The sequence below is a fragment of the Pseudomonas sichuanensis genome (assembly GCF_003231305.1).
Taxonomy (GTDB): Bacteria; Pseudomonadota; Gammaproteobacteria; order Pseudomonadales; family Pseudomonadaceae; genus Aquipseudomonas; species Aquipseudomonas sichuanensis.
The window spans coordinates 46,786-64,021 of record NZ_QKVM01000025.1; the positions used below are offsets into that span (position 1 = coordinate 46,786).

Below are 17,236 nucleotides of genomic sequence, written 5' to 3' on the forward strand. Positions count from 1 at the left end.
CGGGGTTTTTCTTATGTGACAAAAGGTCATGACCGGCACCACCCTGCTGGCAGGATGCCCGTCTACACTCGACTCAGACCCCCTGATCGAGAGGCCGCTATGCCCTTGATGCCGGCCCTCCTGTTGCTGCTCCTGATGGTCTGGAACACAACGGCCGGCGCCCTGACCCTGACTGACGAGGAACAAGCCTGGCTCAGCGCCCACCCGCAGCTGCGCCTGGGCGTAGACGCTTCATGGCCGCCCTTCGAATTCCGCGACCAGGAAGGCCGTTACCAGGGACTGGCCGCCGATTACATTGCCCTTATCCAGGAGCGCCTTGGCATCACGCTCAAACCGGTCGAGCCCAGCAGCTGGACCGAAGTGCTCGAGCAGGCGCGCAATAACCGCATCGACCTGCTGCCCGGCATCATGTCCACCCCGGAGCGCCAGAACTACCTGGCCTTCACCCGCCCCTACCTGGACTTCCCGATTGTCATACTCGCCCACGCAGGTGGCGCGCAGCCGCGCAGCCTCAAGGACCTCTACGGCCTGAAGATCGCCGTGGTAGAGAACTACGCCCCCCACGAGCTGCTGCGCACCCACCACCCGGACCTCAACCTGGTGGCCATGCCCAACGTCAGCTCGGCGTTGCAGGCACTGGCCACCGACGCCGTGGACGCCGTGGTCGGCGACCTTGCCTCGAGCATCTGGAGCCTGCGCCAGCTCAAGCTCGATGGCCTCTATGTCAGCGGCGAAACGCCCTACCGCTACCAACTGGCCATGGCCGTGCCACAGCAGCAGAAGATTCTCGTGGCCATCCTCGACAAGGTCATGGCCGACATGAGCAACAGCGAAATCAGCCATATCCAGCAACGCTGGGTGGGCAATGTCGTCGACCAGCGCACCTTCTGGCATGACATGCTGCTGTACGGCCTGCCTGCGGTCCTGCTGCTGGTGGCCATCCTTGCTGCGGTGATTCGCGTCAACCGCCGGCTGAGTTCGGAAATTTCCCGGCGTATCGCCCTGGAACAAGAGCTGCGCAGCAGCGAATACCACTATCGCGGCCTGGTCGAGAGCCTGTCGGCGATCGCCTGGGAGGCCGACGCCAACGATTTCACCTACAGCTATGTTTCGCCCCATGCCGAAGACCTGCTCGGCTACCCGCTGAGCGAATGGCTCAAGCCCGGTTTCTGGCGCAGCATCCTGCACCCGGAGGACGCGCTCTGGGCACAGGCCTACTGCGACAGCGAGACTGCCGCCGGGCGCGATCACAGCCTCGACTATCGAGTGATCCGCGCCGACGGTCACGCCCTGTGGGTGCGCAACATCGTCAGCATGATCGAGCACGGCCACAAGCCCCTGATGCGCGGCCTGATGATCGACATCAGCGAAACCAAACACACCGAGGATGCCCTGCGCCTGTCGGAGCAGAAGTTCGCCTCGGTATTCCAGCAGTGCCCGGACATCCTGCTCATCGCCCGGCAAAGCGACGGCTGCCTGCTGGAGGTCAACGAAGCGTTCGAAGAACAGATCGGCTTGAGCCCGAACCAGGTACTTGGCCGCACCGCCACCGAACTCGACCTGTGGGGCGTCGCCGGCACCGGCCCGATCATGCTCGAACGCCTGCAGCGCAGCGGTGTGCGCAACCTCGAGATGACCTTCCGGCGCAGCAACGGCCAACTGTTCACCGGCCTCACCTCCGCCGAGGCCTTCGACCTCGATGGCACCCGCGCCCTGGTGGTGGCGGTGCGTGACATCAGCCAACTGAAAGAGACCCAGCAGCAACTGCAGACCTCGGAAGAAAAGTTCGCCAAGGCCTTCCATGCTTCCCCCGACGGCCTGCTGCTGTCGCGCCAGAGTGATGGCCTGCTGCTGGAGGTCAATGAAGGCTTCTGTCGCTTGACCGGTTACGACATAAGCCCGAACGTCGACCAGACCTCCCTGGACCTCGGCATCTGGGTCGACCTCAACGAACGCCAGCGCCTGGTCGAACGGCTCCAGCGCGAGGGTGCCGTGCGCGACTTCAGCTGCCATATCCGGCGCAGCGACGGGCAAATCCGCCTGTGCGAGCTGGCCGCCCGGCCACTGCCGATCGGCGGCGTCGACTGCATGCTGACCATCGCCCGCGACATCACCGAACGCCACCTGATGCAGGAAAAACTGCAACTGGCGGCCACGGTATTCGAGAACACCGCCGAAGGCGTGCTGATCACCGACATCGACCAGCGCATCAGCGCGGTCAACCGCGCCTTCAGTGAGATCACCGGCTACAGCGAAATCGAAGCCCTCGGCCAGACCCCTCGCCTGCTTGCCTCCGGCCAGCACGACAGCGCCTTCTACCTCGCCATGTGGCACCAGTTGACCGCCGAAGGCCACTGGCAGGGCGAAATCCACAACAAACGCAAGAACGGCGAGCTCTACCCCAGCTGGCTGACCATCAGCGCCGTGCGCAACAGCGAGCGTGAGATCACCCACTTCGTCGCCGTATTCGCCGACATCTCCAGCCTCAAGCACGCCCAGGCCAAGCTCGACTACCAGGCCCATCACGACCCACTGACCGGCCTGCCCAACCGCACGCTGTTCGAGAGCCGCCTGCAGGCCGTGCTGACCTGCGCCCAGGTCTCCAACCGCCAGGGCGCGGTGCTGTTCCTCGACCTCGACCGCTTCAAGCACATCAACGACAGCCTCGGCCACCCGGTCGGCGACCTGCTGCTCAAAGGTATCGCCCAACGCCTGAAGGAGCAGGTGCGCGACGTCGATACCGTGGCCCGCCTGGGGGGGGACGAATTCATCATCCTGCTGCCCGGCCTGCACAAACCCGACGACGCCAGCGCCATCGCCAACAAGCTGCTGGCCTGCTTCCATGCCCCCTTCCAGGCCGGCGAGCATGAATTCTTCACCAGCGCCAGCATCGGTATCAGCCTTTACCCACAGGACGGCACCGACGTTGCCACCCTGATCCGCAACGCCGACGCCGCGATGTACCGCTCCAAAGCCAAGGGCCGCAACCGGGTCGAAGCCTACACCCGCGACCTTACCGCCCAGGCCAGCGAACGCATCGCCCTCGAGCACGAACTGCGCCGCGCCATCGAACGCAATGAGCTGAGCCTGTGCTACCAGCCCAAGTTCAGCCTCAAGACCCAGGGCCTGGTAGGCGCCGAGGCGCTGATCCGCTGGACCCATCCCACCTTCGGCGAGGTGCCGCCCGAGCGGTTCATCCACCTCGCCGAAGAGAACGGCACCATCCTCCAGCTTGGCGACTGGGTGCTGGAACAGACCTGCCGGCAGATGCACGCGTGGAAAAAGCACTACCAGTCCTTCGGCCCGCTCTCGATCAACCTCGCCGGCGCCCAGTTGCGCCAGCCGAACCTGGCCAAGCGCATCGAGCAACTGCTCAGGACTTACCAGCTCAAGGCCGGCGACCTGCAGCTGGAGATCACCGAAAACTTCATCATGAGCCAGGCCGAAGAGGCCCTGGTCGTGCTCTATCAGCTCAAACAGCTTGGCGTGCAGCTGGCCATCGACGATTTCGGCACTGGCTACTCCTCGCTCAGTTACCTCAAACGCCTGCCGCTGGACATCCTCAAGATCGACCAGTCGTTCATCCGCGGCCTGCCAGATGACCCCCACGACGCCGCCATCGCCCGTGCGATCATTGCGCTCGGGCGCAGCATGCAGCTCACCATCATTGCCGAGGGCGTGGAGAACCAGGCCCAACAGCGTTTCCTCGCCGCCGAGGGCTGTGAACAGATCCAGGGCTACATCGTCAGCCTGCCCCTGCCGCCCGCCGAGTTCGCCGCTACCTTCCTGCGCATAGCACTATCGGATCTTTCGGATGGCACGGTATCGAAACCCTCGTTATAATCCGCCGCACCTGCTGAGGGCCTATAGCTCAGTCGGTTAGAGCAGAGGACTCATAATCCTTTGGTCCACGGTTCGAGTCCGTGTGGGCCCACCAGAAATACAAAAGCCGCGCTGATGCGCGGCTTTTTCGTCTCTGCGGCCTGGGCGCTCACCGCGGGCCGGCCAGCACCTCGCCACCTTTACGGCTGATGCGAATCCGCCCATAGCGTGCCGGGGGCAGTGGCTCGATTGCCGCCAGGCAGGCCGCCGGGTCATTGAGCGGCAAGCGCTGCAACGCCTGCACGTCACGCTCCCACCAACGGCTGGCGAGCAGGCGCTCGATCATCTCTGGCGGATAGCGGTAACGGACCACCCGGGCAGGCACACCCGCCACCACGGCATAGGGCGGCACGTCCCGGGTGACCACGGCACGGGTGGCAATGATCGCCCCGGTGCCAACCTTGACCCCTTCCATCACCATCGCGCTGTGCCCGATCCACACATCGTGGCCAATGCTGGCCATGTCCACGCGCGCGGTGTACTCAAGGGCCGTGCCGGTGTACTGGAACGGGTGGGTACTGAGCCAATCGACCGGATGGGTGTTCTTTTCCTGGCCGATCACGGCACCGCTGCCGATCGAACAGAAGCGCCCGATAGACTCGACCAGTTGCAGAAGGCAATCGCTGCGGATGTAGGTGTGGGCGCCGATCGACAGCTCGCGGCAGTCGAGTATGACATCGCCGAGGCGGACCTCCTGCTCAAGGTCGAGTACGGCGCGCTTGCCGAACTTCGACACCCCCAGGCTGACCTTGCCCCCCTGGCGACGAATCCAGCGTTTCCAGTACCAGTCCCTGAGACTCATCTGCAACTCCGCCTGCAATGGTGGCCGCCCGATCCTTGCCGGGAGGCGTGAGGCCGCAATATTAGCGGCTTGCGCTACAAAAGCCAGCGCTTGCCCTGCACCGTGGCGGCTGGCTAGGCTAGCGCGTCCCTTGCAGAGATTCGCCATGCCTGACTCACGCCCCATCGCCCTCGACGAAATCGACCGCCAGCTGATCGCCCTGTTGCAGATCAATGCCCGCGAAAGCGTCGCCACCCTCGCCCGGCAGCTCGGCATCGCCCGTACCACGGTGAACTCGCGCCTGGCACGGCTGGAGAAGAGCAAGGTGATCACCGGCTATGGCGTACGGCTTGGCCAGCGCCTGATCGGTGGCGGGCTGCAAGCCTATGTGGGGATCAAGGTGCAGCCGCGCGCGGGCAAGGAGGTGGTGCGGCGGCTGTCGGCCATGGGCCAGGTGCAGCAGCTGTGTGCAGTGAGTGGCGAGTTCGACTATGTGGCCTGGCTGCACAGTGATTCGCCGGAGCAACTGGACCAGTTGCTCGACCAGATCGGTAGCCTCGACGGGGTCGAGAAAACCACCACGTCGATCATTCTCAGCAGCAAGGTAGACCGCGGGCAGCCGGGCTGACTGCCCCGCGGCAAGCCGTCAGGCCTCCATCGCGTCGAGCAGGCCATCCGCCAGTGCCCGGATGGTTTCAGCCGAATGCACGATCGACCAGATCATCGCCCGATTCGCCTCGGGGGCGTGATGCAGGGCGTAGTCGTCGGCGATTTCCTGGATCGCGGACGCCAACATGCTGGTATGCACAAGCGCGTCGGCGGCATCGACGCCGGGGCGGACGGTGAAGATGGGCGGGTGACTGGACTGGCAGGTGCAGAACGAACGCTCGGTGGTGGGGTTCAGCTTCAGGGGTGGGTCGGGGACGATTTTTTTCATGGCGCAGTTTCCAAGTTGAGCTAGGAAAAGCTGCCCTCTGTTCCTTCTCACAGGAACAAGGTGGCAGCCGTACGCGGGGTGAGAAACCGGCCAACTTGGAATCCGGCCAGGCGATAGCCTGCCCGCGCACGGCTGCCATAAAGCATGCCTCGGCGCTCAAGTTGAAGGATGGGTTTCTCACGCCCAGTCACCGAATGTGCGGCGACCGCAAGAAATTAGCCGTGAAGAATTACCCGTGCAGCCAGACCAGAACGACAAGACAGGTAGGATAATTCCCTATCTTTAAATGGTCTGTAGGAATGGTTGGACAACCCATCGCCGCAGATGCCGAGCAGACGGGACTTCCAAGGCTACAGCCCTTTATCTGCGACATATTCAGCAATTCTCTCCCCCTCCCCGTTCTCCCCTCCCCAATTAGGCTGACAGCAGTCCGCCCTATTGACGCCTTGGCGACCACACCACAAACTATACGCAGGATACGTACAAAAGCATGGAAGCGCTATTTGTCGAACTACCCGCCTTCGAGCGCTATCGCCCTCAACTTCTGGACGATGAGGATTTCAGCCTGCTGCAGCGATTGCTCCTGATGCACCCACATGCCGGCGATGTCATCAAGGGCACGGGAGGCCTGAGGAAGGTGCGCTTCGCGGACACTCAACGGCACAAAGGCAAACGCGGTGGAACGCGGATCATCTACTACTGGTGGGCTGCCGGGCAGCAGTTCTGGCTTTTCACGCTGTACGGCAAGGACGTCCAGGACGACCTGACAGCCCAGCAACGCCAAGCGCTCAAGCACCTGCTGGAGCGCGAATACCTGATGAGGACAACCAATGCCACGCAACATCTTCACTGAACTCACCGAAGGCTTCGACGCCCTCGCCGGCGAACGGGCCGGCAAGCTCACCCTGCGCTCGCACAAGGTCGAATTCGAACAGTTGGCACCGCTGGTACCCAACGAGCTGATCGAACTGCGCCAGCGCCTGAACATGTCCCGCGCGGTGTTCGCCGCCTACCTGCGCACCAACGCGCGCACATTGGAGAACTGGGAACAAGGCCGCTCCCAACCCAACGCCCAGGCCATCGCCTTGATCCGCCTGGTGCAGAAGTACCCCGAGACAGTCGAGCATCTGGCCTCTTTGAGCTGATTCGTCGATATGAGATGGCATAGCAACATAACGACGAAACAAACGACATAACGACGCCACTCTGCATCTTATTTACGAACACCGCGCTTCATAAAATGGCCACCAGTCATTCTCTATACTCAGGCTCCGCCCCCTGCGCAGCCTCTCTGGCAAGGTCATTACATGAACAAGAACAACCGCCACCCCGCCGACGGCAAGAAACCCATCACCATCTTCGGCCCGGACTTCCCCTTCGGCTTCGATGACTGGCTGGAACACCCGGCCGGCCTGGGCAGCATCCCCGCGGCGCGGCATGGCGAGGAAGTGGCGATTGTCGGCGGTGGCATTGCCGGGCTGGTGGCGGCCTACGAGCTGATGAAACTGGGCCTCAAGCCGGTGGTGTACGAAGCGTCGAAGCTGGGCGGGCGCCTGCGTTCGCAAGCCTTCAATGGCACCGATGGCATCGTCGCCGAGCTGGGCGGCATGCGCTTCCCGGTGTCGTCCACGGCGTTCTATCACTACGTCGACAAGCTGGGCCTGGAAACCAAACCCTTCCCCAACCCGCTCACCCCTGCCTCGGGCAGCACAGTGATCGACCTTGAAGGCCAGACCTACTACGCCGAAAACAAGGCCGACCTGCCGCAGCTGTTCCATGAAGTGGCCGATGCCTGGGCCGACGCCCTGGAAAGCGGCGCGCAATTCAGCGACATCCAGCAGGCCATTCGCGACCGCGACGTGCCCCGCCTGAAAGACCTGTGGAACAAGCTGGTGCCGCTGTGGGATGACCGCACCTTCTATGACTTCGTCGCCACCTCGCGCTCGTTCGCCAAGCTGAGCTTCCAGCACCGCGAAGTGTTTGGCCAGGTGGGCTTCGGTACCGGCGGCTGGGATTCGGACTTCCCCAACTCGATGCTGGAAATCTTCCGGGTGGTCATGACCAACTGCGACGATCATCAGCACCTGGTAGTCGGCGGCGTCGAGCAGGTACCGCAGGGTATCTGGCGCCATGTGCCGGAGCGTTGCGCCCATTGGCCGGCCGGCACCAGCCTGCGTTCGCTGCACGGCGGCGCACCGCGCACCGGGGTCAAGCGCATCGCTCGGGCCTCCGATGGCCTGCTGGCCGTTACCGACAACTATGGCGACGTACGCCACTATGCGGCGGTGCTCACCACCTGCCAGAGCTGGCTGCTGACCACCCAGATCGACTGCGAGGAGGCGCTGTTCTCGCAAAAGATGTGGATGGCCCTGGACCGCACCCGCTACATGCAGTCGTCGAAGACCTTCGTGATGGTCGACCGGCCATTCTGGAAGGACAAGGACCCAGAGACCGGCCGCGACCTGATGAGCATGACCCTGACCGACCGCCTGACCCGCGGCACCTACCTGTTCGACAACGGTGACGACAAGCCAGGGGTGATCTGCCTGTCCTACGCCTGGATGAGCGATGCCTTGAAGATGCTGCCGCACCCGACCGAAAAGCGCGTGCAGCTGGCCCTCGACGCACTGAAGAAGATCTACCCCAAGACCGACATCGCCGGGCACATCATCGGCGACCCGATCACCATCTCCTGGGAGGCCGACCCGCACTTCCTCGGTGCCTTCAAGGGCGCGCTGCCGGGCCACTATCGCTACAACCAGCGCATGTACGCGCACTTCATGCAACAGGACATGCCCGCCGAGCAACGCGGCATCTTCATCGCCGGTGACGACGTGTCGTGGACCCCGGCCTGGGTGGAAGGCGCGGTGCAGACTTCGCTGAATGCGGTGTGGGGTATCATGAACCACTTCGGTGGCCAGACCCACCCGGACAACCCAGGCCCGGGCGACGTGTTCCATGAAATCGGACCGATCGCCCTGGCCGACTGAGCGAAGGAGTAGCGTGATGCGCATCGCCCTGTTCCAGGGCACGCCCGGCCCCCTGGACGTGCCCGGCAACCTCGAACGCCTGCAGCACCAGGCCCAGCGGGCTGCCCAACAAGGCGCCCAGCTGCTGGTGTGCCCGGAGATGTTCCTGAGTGGCTACAACATTGGCCTGGACCAGGTGGAACGCCTGGCCGAGGCCGACGATGGCCCTTCGGCGATGAGCGTGGTGGAAATCGCCCAGGCTCAGCGCATCGCCATCGTCTACGGCTACCCCGAGCGGGCCGACGACGGCGCGATCTACAACAGCGTTCAGTTGATCGACGCCCATGGCCGCAGCCTGTGCAACTACCGCAAGACCCACCTGTTCGGCGAGCTTGACCGTTCGATGTTCAGCCCAGGCGCCAACCACTTCCCGGTGGTCGAGCTGGACGGCTGGAAGGTCGGCCTGCTGATCTGCTACGACATCGAGTTCCCGGAGAACGCCCGGCGCCTGGCATTGGCCGGCGCCGAGCTGATCCTGGTGCCAACGGCCAACATGGCGCCGTATGACTTCGTCTGCCAGGTGACCGTGCGCTCGCGGGCGCAGGAGAACCAGTGCTACCTGGTCTACGCCAACTACTGTGGCAGCGAAGGCGAGATCCAGTATTGCGGGCAGAGCAGCATCGTCGGGCCGGACGGCAGCCTGCTGGCGATGGCCGGACGTGACGAGGGCTTGTGGCTGGCGGAACTGGAGCACGAGCGAGTGGTGAAAGGGCGAGAGGCGTTCCCATACCTGGCGGATCTGCGCCAGGACTTGCACCTGCGTCAAAGCTGATCAGGCCATCGCGGGGCAAGCCCGCTCCCACGATACAAACACGGTCTGCGTGGGAGCGGGCTTGCCCCGCGATTGGGCCAGCACAGACAACATCGCCTCGGCGCGCTAGCATGGCGCCATGCCCGACACTACCCGTCACCTGAACCTGCCCAACGGCCTGCACCTGACCCTGCGCCACGCCCCGCGCCTCAAGCGCGCCGCAGCAGCCTTGCGGGTGCACGCCGGCAGCCATGACGCGCCAGCGAAGTGGCCGGGCCTGGCCCACTTCCTTGAGCACCTGTTCTTCCTCGGCACTGCACGCTTTGCGCTGCAAGACGGCCTGATGCGCTACGTCCAGGGCCTGGGCGGCCAGGTGAACGCCAGCACCCGTGAGCGCACCACCGATTACTTCTTCGAGGTGCCACCCGCTGCACTGGCCGGCGGTTTGGAGCGCCTGTGCCAAATGCTGGCCGAACCGGATCTCGGCCTGGAACGCCAGCGCCGTGAACGCGAGGTCATCCACGCCGAGTTCATCGCCTGGTCGCGCAACCCCGAAGCCCAGCGCCAGTTCAGCTTGCTGCAGTCGGTGTCGCCGCGCCATCCGCTCAGCGGCTTCCATGCGGGCAACCGGCACAGCCTGGTGTTGCACGCTCGCGGCTTCCAGCAAGCACTGAACACTTTCCACCGGCGTTTCTACCAAGGCGGCCAGGTCACCTTGAGCCTGGCCGGGCCGCAGCCACTGGACGAGCTGGAGCGACTGGGCGAACAGTTCGGCGCGCTGTTCCCGGCAGGCGTGCGAGAGCAACCGGATACCCCTGCGCCCCTGCTCGACGGGCGACTACGGCCCCTCGCAGCCTGCGGCTCACGCCATGACCTGCTGTTCGCCCATGAAGGCCTGCCCGCGGCGGCAGAGCAGGCACTGGACCTGCTGCTGAGCCTGCTCAACGACAGCCGACCGGGTGGCTGGCTGGCCGAACTACGCCAGCGCGGCTGGCTGCAAGGCTGCACCACGCAACTGCTCTATGCCCACGCCGGGCAGATGCTGTGGCACATCCAACTGCTGCTGCCCGCCGCCGCCTCATTGCACACGGCACAGGCGATGCTGCACGGCTGGCTGGGCTTCATCCGAAGGCAGCCGGCTGAGCAGTTGAACGATGCCTATGACCAGTTGCAGCATTGCCGCGAGCAAAGCTGCAGCGCGCTCGAGCTGGCGCGCCGCGACAGCAGTGGCCAGCCCTTCGAGAAGCTCGACGCGCAAGGCCTTGCTGCCTTCGCCACGTTGCTGGACAGCTTGCCCCACGCAGGCAGCGGCCGCTGGCAGTTGCCACCCGCAGAGCCGCTGCTGGACAGCACGACGCCTGCCCACAGCGCCCCACTACCCACGGCCCTGACCCTCGACAACAACCTGCCGCCCACCCGCCAGTTCGCCAGCCTCTACTTGCGTTGGCACATCCCGTCGCCGCTGCGCCAGCGCTTCCAGGCAATCATCGAACGCGCCCTGCGACCGCTGCAGGAGCGCGCCGAGCGTGTTGCCCTGCAGCTGCGCTTCAGTGCCAGCGGTGAGTACTGGCAACTGCAGGCCGCCGGCCAGCCGACAGCGGTGATTCGATGCATCGAAGAGGCACTCGCGCTCATGCAAAGCCCTGCTGCTGAGCACTGGGCTGCCCCTGCCGCCGCGGAACCGGGACTGATCCCGATACGTGCCCTGCTCAAGGCATTGCCGGATGCGCTGATGGCCGCTGAGGAACCACCGCAGCCTTCCTGCATCCTCACCCAGCCCTGGCTCGACTCGCTGTGGCAGCAAGCCCACTGGCAGGGCCTGGCAGTGGGCTTCGCGGCAACGCAGCACAACGCCCTGGGGGCTGCATTGCAGGGGGGCATGGGCCAACCCGGCACACCCACGGCGAAGGTGGCAATTACTGGCCGACAGTGGCGGCAGGTACACAGGTCGGGCAGCGAACCGGCACTGCTGCTGTTCTGCCCGCTGCCAACTGAACTGCAGCCGGCCGGCCGCCTGCTCGCACACCTGCTGCAAGGCCCGGTATACCAGCGCCTGCGGGTCGAGCTGCAGCTGGGATATGCCGTGTTCAGCGCCTTTCGTCAGGTCGAAGGGGTTGGCGGGCTGCTGTTTGGTGTGCAATCACCCCACGCCAGTCACGAGCAGATTCTCGGGCACTTGCTCCAGTTGCTGGAGGGTGGTGTTAGCCTCGACAGCAACGCCCGCCAGCAGCTTGCCGGGCAGTTCGAAGAAAGCGCCATGGGCAACGCCGAAGTCGCGGAATGGGCGTGGCAGGCACATCTGGCGACACAAAATTCGGATCTTTCCCACATGAGCAGGTCTATTCTCACTGTCGAGCAAGCGCATCTGGACGACCTCCTGCGCCGGTTGCTCGACGCCGAACACGGTTGGCTATGCCTCGCCAACGCTGCGGCGCCGAACGCGAGCTGGCACTGACGCGCAGCCGATTGTTACCCATCATGCAATGGCGCTTTTCGAAGAATTAACCTTTCGGTACAAATTTTTCTTGTAAGATAGCGCAATCTCAGCCAATGGAACCGCGCTCTCCAGGCGCGGCCCAATGAGTAACCGATCAACCCACCCCATCCGGAAGGAGTCAACCCATGTGGACCAAACCTGCCTACACCGACCTGCGTATCGGCTTCGAAGTCACCATGTACTTCGCCAGCCGCTAAGCGCCAGTGTGATTCGACGCCTCGGCCAGCCGGGGCGTTGTCGTTTTTCGGATACGGTTTTCGGGTAAAGATCAGCCATGTACATCCAGATTCTCGGTTCCGCCGCCGGCGGCGGGTTCCCGCAGTGGAACTGCAACTGCATCAACTGCAAGGGCTACCGCGACGGCACCCTGCGCGCCAGCGCGCGTACCCAGTCGTCGATCGCCCTGTCCGACGACGGCGAGCACTGGATCCTGTGCAACGCCTCGCCCGACATCCGCGCCCAGTTGCAGGCCTTTGCGCCCATGCAGCCGGCCCGCGCCCTGCGCGATAGCGGCATCGACGCGATCGTCTTGCTCGATAGCCAGATCGATCACACCACCGGCCTGCTCAGCCTGCGCGAAGGCTGCCCGCACCAGGTGTGGTGCACCGACATGGTCCACCAGGACCTGACCACCGGCTTCCCGCTGTTCACCATGCTCAGCCACTGGAACGGTGGCCTCGCCTGGAACCGCATCGAGCTCGAGGGCAGCTTCGTGATCGACGCCTGCCCCAACCTGCGCTTCACCCCCTTCCCCCTGCGCAGCGCCGCACCGCCTTACTCGCCGCACCGTTTCGACCCGCACCCGGGCGATAACCTGGGCCTGCTGGTGGAGGACACCCGCACCGGCGGCAAGCTGTTCTATGCCCCGGGCCTGGGCCAGGTCGACGACAAGCTGTTGCAGATGATGCACGGCGCCGACTGCCTGCTGGTCGACGGCACCCTGTGGGAGGATGATGAGATGCAGCGTCGCGGTGTCGGCACCCGCACCGGCCGCGAGATGGGCCACCTGGCGCAGAATGGCCCAGGCGGGATGCTCGAAGTGCTGGACGGCTTCCCGCGCCAGCGCAAGGTGCTTATCCACATCAACAACACCAACCCGATCCTCGACGAAGACTCGCCGGAACGGGCCGAGGTGCAACGTCGGGGTGTGGAAGTGGCCTTCGATGGCATGAGTATCGAATTGTGAAGGTGCTGCACAAACCTGTGGGAGCGGGTTCACCCGCGAATGCGGCAGCGAATGCACCGAAGCATTCGCGGGTAAACCCGCTCCCACAGGGGCCGATGGATCATTCCAAGGGAGCGCGCTGAATGAATGACGCAACACCGATGTCCCCTGCCGAATTCGAGCAGGCCCTGCGCGCCAAGGGCGCCTATTACCACATCCATCACCCGTTTCACGTGGCGATGTACCAGGGCCGCGCCAGCCGCGAGCAGATCCAGGGCTGGGTGGCCAACCGCTTCTACTACCAGGTCAACATCCCGATGAAGGATGCGGCGATCCTGGCCAACTGCCCCGACCGCGAAGTGCGCCGCGAGTGGATCCAGCGCCTGCTCGACCATGACGGCGCCCCGGGCGAGGACGGCGGCATCGAGGCCTGGCTGCGCCTGGGCCAGGCCGTGGGCCTGGACCCGGACCAGTTGCGCAGCCAGGAGCTGGTGCTGCCCGGCGTGCGCTTTGCCGTCGACGCCTACGTCAACTTCGCCCGCCGCGCCAGCTGGCAGGAAGCCGCCAGCAGCTCGCTGACCGAACTGTTCGCCCCGCAGATCCACCAGTCGCGGCTGGACAGCTGGCCGCAGCACTACCCGTGGATCGACCCGGCCGGCTATGAGTACTTCCGCACCCGCCTGGGCCAGGCCCGCCGCGATGTGGAACACGGCCTGGCGATTACCCTGCAGCACTACACCACCCGTGCCGGGCAGGAGCGCATGCTTCAGATCCTGCAGTTCAAGCTGGATATCCTCTGGAGCATGCTCGACGCCATGAGCATGGCCTATGAACTGAACCGCCCGCCCTATCACAGCGTCACGGCTGAACGGGTCTGGCACAAGGGGATCGCCCTATGAGTTTCAATCGTGAACAGGTGCCTGCCTGGCGCCCCGGCTACCGTTTCCAGTACGAACCGGCGCAGAAGGGCCATGTGCTGCTGTACCCCGAAGGCATGATCAAGCTCAACGACAGCGCCGGCCTGATCGGCGGGCTGGTCGATGGCCAACGCAGCGTTGCGGCAATCATCAGCGAGCTTGAACAGCAGTTCCCCGGTGTGCCCGAAGTCGCCGACGATATCGAGCAATTCATGGAGGTGGCCCGTGCCGAACACTGGATCACCCTCGCCTGAGGTGCCGGTCGGCCTGCCCTTGTGGCTGCTGGCCGAGCTCACCTACCGCTGCCCGTTGCAATGCCCGTACTGCTCCAACCCGCTGGACTTCGCCGAGCAGGGCAAGGAGCTGACGACCGAGCAGTGGTTCAAGGTGATGGCCGAAGCCCGCGAGATGGGCGCGGCGCAAATCGGTTTCTCCGGCGGCGAGCCGCTGGTGCGCCAGGACCTCGCCGAACTGATCGGTGAAGCCCGGCGCCTGGGTTACTACACCAACCTGATCACCTCCGGCATCGGCCTGACCGAGCAGAAGATTGCCGCCTTCAAGCAAGCCGGGCTGGACCATATCCAGATCAGCTTCCAGGCCAGCGACGAGCAGGTGAACAACCTGCTGGCCGGCTCGAAGAAAGCGTTCGCGCAGAAGTTGGCGATGGCCCAGGCAGTGAAGGCCCACGGCTACCCGATGGTGCTCAATTTCGTCACGCACCGGCACAACATCGACAAGATCGACCGCATCATCGAGCTGTGCATCGCTCTGGAAGCCGACTTCGTCGAACTCGCCACCTGCCAGTTCTACGGCTGGGCGCAGCTCAACCGTCTGGGCCTGCTGCCAACCCGTGAGCAACTGGAGCGGGCCGAGCGCATCACCAACGAATACCGCGCCAGGCTCAAGGCCCAGGGCCACCCCTGCAAGCTGATCTTCGTCACCCCGGACTACTACGAAGAGCGCCCCAAAGCCTGCATGAACGGCTGGGGCAGCCTGTTCCTGACCATCACCCCCGACGGCACCGCCCTGCCGTGCCACGGCGCGCGCCAGTTGCCGGTGCAGTTCCCCAATGTGCGCGAGCATGACCTGCACCACATCTGGTACGACTCGTTCGGCTTCAACCGCTTCCGCGGCTACGACTGGATGCCCGAACCCTGTCGCTCGTGCGACGAGAAGGAAAAGGACTTCGGCGGCTGCCGCTGCCAGGCGTTCATGCTCACCGGCGATGCCAGCAAGGCCGACCCTGTGTGCGGCAAATCGCCGGATCACGGCATCATCCTCAAGGCCCGCGAGGAGGCCGAGCACGCCACCCTTGCCATCGAAGAGCTGACCTTCCGCAATGAGCGCAACTCCCATGTCATCGCCCGCGGCTGAGTTCAGCGCCGCACAGGCGGTGGCCGCTGGCACCGATTTCGCCGAGCTCAAGGCTGGCGAGCAAGGGTTGTTCTGGAATGAATTCCGCCCAGCCGACGGCGCTTGCCGTATCTGGCACTGGCGCGACCGACAGGCCCACTGCCTCACCCCCGATGGTTTCAGTGTACGCAGCCGGGTGTACGAATACGGCGGCGGCAGCTTCTGCCTCGCGGGTGATGGCCTGGCGTTCGTCAACGAGAACGATCAACAGGTCTATTTCCAGGCGCTCGACGGCACGCCACCTCACAGGCTGACCCAGCATACCGATTGCCGTTACGGCGACCTGTTGTGGCACGCGGGTGAGCTGCTGGCAGTCGAGGAGCGCCATGGCACCGAGGTCGAGCACCGCTTGGTTGCCCTAGCCGAAGGCCGGCGCGATGTGCTCGCCGAAGGGGCCGACTTCTATGCCACACCGGCCATCAGCGCCGATGGCCGCCGCCTGGCCTGGATTGAATGGGACCGCCCGCATCAGCCCTGGACCGTCACCCGCCTGATGTGTCGCGAGCGCGATGCACGCGGTGCGTGGGGGGCGCCACACTGCATCGCCGGGGGCGAAGAGTCCCTGCAACAACCGCGCTTCGATGCCCAGGGCCGCTTGTACTGCCTGTCGGACCTCGACGGCTACTGGCAACCCTGGGGCGAGGTCGATGGGCACTGGCAGTGCCTGCCCTCGGCACTCGCCGACCACGCCGCGGCCCCTTGGCAACTGGGGCCCTGCACCTGGCTGGCACTTGGCCCGCAAAGCTACCTGGCCAGCTGGTTCGAGGACGGCTTCGGCCAGCTCGGGCTACGCAGCAACACGGGCGAGATGGCGCGTTACGCCAGCGCCTATACGCGCTTTCGCAGCCTGGCCATGGATGCCGGGCATCTCTACGCCATCGCCGCATCGCCGATCAGCCCGCCGGCAGTGATCGCCATCGACCGCAGCAACCATGACGTCCAGGTACTGGCAGGCGGCGCGCAAGTACTGCCCGCCGCGCATATCAGCACCCCGCAGCCGATCCGCTACGCCAGCGGCGATGGCGTGGCCCATGGCTTCTTCTACCCCGCCATGGCCGGTGGCACACCTTCGCCACTGCTGGTGTTCATCCACGGCGGCCCGACCTCGGCCTGCTACCCGGTGCTCGACCCGCGCATCCAGTACTGGACCCAGCGCGGTTTCGCCGTCGCCGACCTCAACTACCGCGGCAGCAGCGGCTATGGCCGTGCCTACCGCCAGGCATTGCATCTGCGCTGGGGCGAGAGCGACGTGGAAGATGCCTGCGCCGCCGTCGCCCACCTCGCCTCGCGGGGGCTGATCGACCCAGGCCAGGCGTTTATCCGCGGCGGCAGCGCCGGGGGCTATACCACCTTGTGCGCCTTGGCGTTCCACGAGGTCTTCCGTGCCGGTGCCAGCCTTTATGGCGTCAGCGACCCCGAGGCACTTGGCCGTGCGACCCACAAGTTCGAGGGCGATTACCTCGACTGGTTGATCGGCGACCCGCTGCGCGATGCCGAACGTTATCGCCAGCGCACGCCGCTGCTGCACGCTGGGCGGATCAAGGTGCCGGTGGTGTTCTTCCAGGGCGAGCTGGATGCGGTGGTGGTACCGGAGCAGACCCGCAGCATGCTCGCCGCCCTCACGGCCAACGGCATCGAGGCCGAGGGGCATTTCTACCCCGGCGAGCGGCATGGGTTGCGCCAGGCGGCGAACCTGGCGCATGCGCTGGAGGAGGAGTGGAAGTTCTATTGCCGGGTGTTGGGCCGGTAGATGGACGGGGCTGCCCTGCAGCCCTTTCGCCGGCAAGCCGGCTCCCACCTGAGCGCGCCGAACTCAAGACCTGCACTTTGCCTGTGGGAGCCGGCTTGCCGGCGATGAGGCCGC

15 protein-coding genes and 1 tRNA gene are annotated in these 17,236 nt (G+C 64.9%); 14 read left to right on the plus strand and 2 right to left on the minus strand.

From position 1 onward, the window contains the following. Positions 1-99: 99 nt before the first annotated feature. Positions 100-3,843, plus strand: coding sequence for a bifunctional diguanylate cyclase/phosphodiesterase (locus tag DM373_RS14885; RefSeq protein ID WP_110994297.1), 3,744 nt, complete (start codon positions 100-102; stop codon positions 3,841-3,843). A 17-nt stretch (positions 3,844-3,860) separates the two neighbouring features. Next, positions 3,861-3,937: transfer RNA gene (locus DM373_RS14890), tRNA-Ile, on the plus strand. A gap of 54 nt (positions 3,938-3,991) precedes the next feature. Here the strand turns inward: DM373_RS14890 and DM373_RS14895 are convergent. After that, the gene (locus DM373_RS14895; RefSeq protein ID WP_110994298.1) at positions 3,992-4,684 is read right to left on the minus strand and encodes a CatB-related O-acetyltransferase; all 693 of its coding nucleotides are present in this window, start codon (positions 4,682-4,684) and stop codon (positions 3,992-3,994) included. 145 nt (positions 4,685-4,829) lie between these two features. Between DM373_RS14895 and DM373_RS14900 the strand changes: the two genes are divergently transcribed. Continuing rightward, positions 4,830-5,291, plus strand: a complete 462-nt coding sequence (locus DM373_RS14900) for an Lrp/AsnC family transcriptional regulator (protein WP_110994299.1) — start codon at positions 4,830-4,832, stop codon at positions 5,289-5,291. 18 nt (positions 5,292-5,309) lie between these two features. Here the strand turns inward: DM373_RS14900 and DM373_RS14905 are convergent, their stop codons facing one another. Further along, on the minus strand, positions 5,310-5,600 hold the full coding sequence (locus tag DM373_RS14905) for a DUF3077 domain-containing protein (RefSeq protein ID WP_110994300.1): 291 nt from the start codon (positions 5,598-5,600) through the stop codon (positions 5,310-5,312). A 490-nt stretch (positions 5,601-6,090) separates the two neighbouring features. Here DM373_RS14905 and DM373_RS14910 point away from each other — a divergent pair, with 490 nt between their 5' ends. The 11 genes from DM373_RS14910 (at position 6,091) to DM373_RS14960 (ending at position 17,122) form a co-directional block, all read left to right on the plus strand. Continuing rightward, positions 6,091-6,453 carry a toxin gene (locus DM373_RS14910; RefSeq protein ID WP_110994301.1) on the plus strand — a complete coding sequence of 121 codons (363 nt, stop codon included), beginning with the start codon at positions 6,091-6,093 and terminating at the stop codon, positions 6,451-6,453. After that, complete coding sequence (locus tag DM373_RS14915) at positions 6,431-6,745, plus strand: helix-turn-helix domain-containing protein (protein WP_110994302.1); 315 nt, start codon at positions 6,431-6,433, stop codon at positions 6,743-6,745. The genes DM373_RS14910 and DM373_RS14915 overlap by 23 nt, the downstream gene beginning before the upstream one ends. 162 nt (positions 6,746-6,907) lie before the next feature. Further along, complete coding sequence (locus DM373_RS14920) at positions 6,908-8,590, plus strand: flavin monoamine oxidase family protein (RefSeq protein WP_110994303.1); 1,683 nt, start codon at positions 6,908-6,910, stop codon at positions 8,588-8,590. 16 nt (positions 8,591-8,606) lie between these two features. Further along, a complete protein-coding gene (locus tag DM373_RS14925; protein WP_110994304.1) occupies positions 8,607-9,401 on the plus strand; it encodes a carbon-nitrogen hydrolase family protein in 795 nt (264 codons plus the stop codon). Between the two features lie 118 nt (positions 9,402-9,519). Next, positions 9,520-11,835, plus strand: a complete 2,316-nt coding sequence (pqqF, locus tag DM373_RS14930; RefSeq protein WP_110994305.1) for a pyrroloquinoline quinone biosynthesis protein PqqF — start codon at positions 9,520-9,522, stop codon at positions 11,833-11,835. A gap of 167 nt (positions 11,836-12,002) precedes the next feature. Beyond that, positions 12,003-12,074, plus strand: coding sequence for a pyrroloquinoline quinone precursor peptide PqqA (gene pqqA, locus DM373_RS14935; RefSeq protein WP_008365141.1), 72 nt, complete (start codon positions 12,003-12,005; stop codon positions 12,072-12,074). Between the two features lie 77 nt (positions 12,075-12,151). Beyond that, the gene (pqqB, locus tag DM373_RS14940) at positions 12,152-13,063 is read left to right on the plus strand and encodes a pyrroloquinoline quinone biosynthesis protein PqqB (RefSeq protein WP_110994306.1); all 912 of its coding nucleotides are present in this window, start codon (positions 12,152-12,154) and stop codon (positions 13,061-13,063) included. A gap of 122 nt (positions 13,064-13,185) precedes the next feature. Then, entirely contained in the window at positions 13,186-13,941 is a 756-nt protein-coding gene (pqqC, locus tag DM373_RS14945; protein ID WP_110994307.1) for a pyrroloquinoline-quinone synthase PqqC, read from the plus strand. Next, a complete protein-coding gene (gene pqqD, locus DM373_RS14950; RefSeq protein WP_110994308.1) occupies positions 13,938-14,213 on the plus strand; it encodes a pyrroloquinoline quinone biosynthesis peptide chaperone PqqD in 276 nt (91 codons plus the stop codon). The genes pqqC and pqqD overlap by 4 nt, the downstream gene beginning before the upstream one ends. Then, complete coding sequence (gene pqqE / locus DM373_RS14955; RefSeq protein WP_110994309.1) at positions 14,185-15,333, plus strand: pyrroloquinoline quinone biosynthesis protein PqqE; 1,149 nt, start codon at positions 14,185-14,187, stop codon at positions 15,331-15,333. Before pqqD ends, pqqE begins: the two co-directional genes overlap by 29 nt. Beyond that, complete coding sequence (locus DM373_RS14960; RefSeq protein WP_110994310.1) at positions 15,299-17,122, plus strand: S9 family peptidase; 1,824 nt, start codon at positions 15,299-15,301, stop codon at positions 17,120-17,122. Before pqqE ends, DM373_RS14960 begins: the two co-directional genes overlap by 35 nt. Positions 17,123-17,236: the final 114 nt, after the last annotated feature.

What these genes read in the sequence shown, in the direction of transcription:
- DM373_RS14885 (WP_110994297.1), top strand. Translation starts at nt 100, where the DNA reads ATGCCCTTGATGCCGGCCCTCCTGTTGCTGCTCCTGATGGTCTGGAAC.
- DM373_RS14895 (WP_110994298.1), bottom strand. Translation starts at nt 4,684, where the DNA reads ATGAGTCTCAGGGACTGGTACTGGAAACGCTGGATTCGTCGCCAGGGG.
- DM373_RS14900 (WP_110994299.1), top strand. Translation starts at nt 4,830, where the DNA reads ATGCCTGACTCACGCCCCATCGCCCTCGACGAAATCGACCGCCAGCTG.
- DM373_RS14905 (WP_110994300.1), bottom strand. Translation starts at nt 5,600, where the DNA reads ATGAAAAAAATCGTCCCCGACCCACCCCTGAAGCTGAACCCCACCACC.
- DM373_RS14910 (WP_110994301.1), top strand. Translation starts at nt 6,091, where the DNA reads ATGGAAGCGCTATTTGTCGAACTACCCGCCTTCGAGCGCTATCGCCCT.
- DM373_RS14915 (WP_110994302.1), top strand. Translation starts at nt 6,431, where the DNA reads ATGCCACGCAACATCTTCACTGAACTCACCGAAGGCTTCGACGCCCTC.
- DM373_RS14920 (WP_110994303.1), top strand. Translation starts at nt 6,908, where the DNA reads ATGAACAAGAACAACCGCCACCCCGCCGACGGCAAGAAACCCATCACC.
- DM373_RS14925 (WP_110994304.1), top strand. Translation starts at nt 8,607, where the DNA reads ATGCGCATCGCCCTGTTCCAGGGCACGCCCGGCCCCCTGGACGTGCCC.
- pqqF (WP_110994305.1), top strand. Translation starts at nt 9,520, where the DNA reads ATGCCCGACACTACCCGTCACCTGAACCTGCCCAACGGCCTGCACCTG.
- pqqB (WP_110994306.1), top strand. Translation starts at nt 12,152, where the DNA reads ATGTACATCCAGATTCTCGGTTCCGCCGCCGGCGGCGGGTTCCCGCAG.
- pqqC (WP_110994307.1), top strand. Translation starts at nt 13,186, where the DNA reads ATGAATGACGCAACACCGATGTCCCCTGCCGAATTCGAGCAGGCCCTG.
- pqqD (WP_110994308.1), top strand. Translation starts at nt 13,938, where the DNA reads ATGAGTTTCAATCGTGAACAGGTGCCTGCCTGGCGCCCCGGCTACCGT.
- DM373_RS14960 (WP_110994310.1), top strand. Translation starts at nt 15,299, where the DNA reads ATGAGCGCAACTCCCATGTCATCGCCCGCGGCTGAGTTCAGCGCCGCA.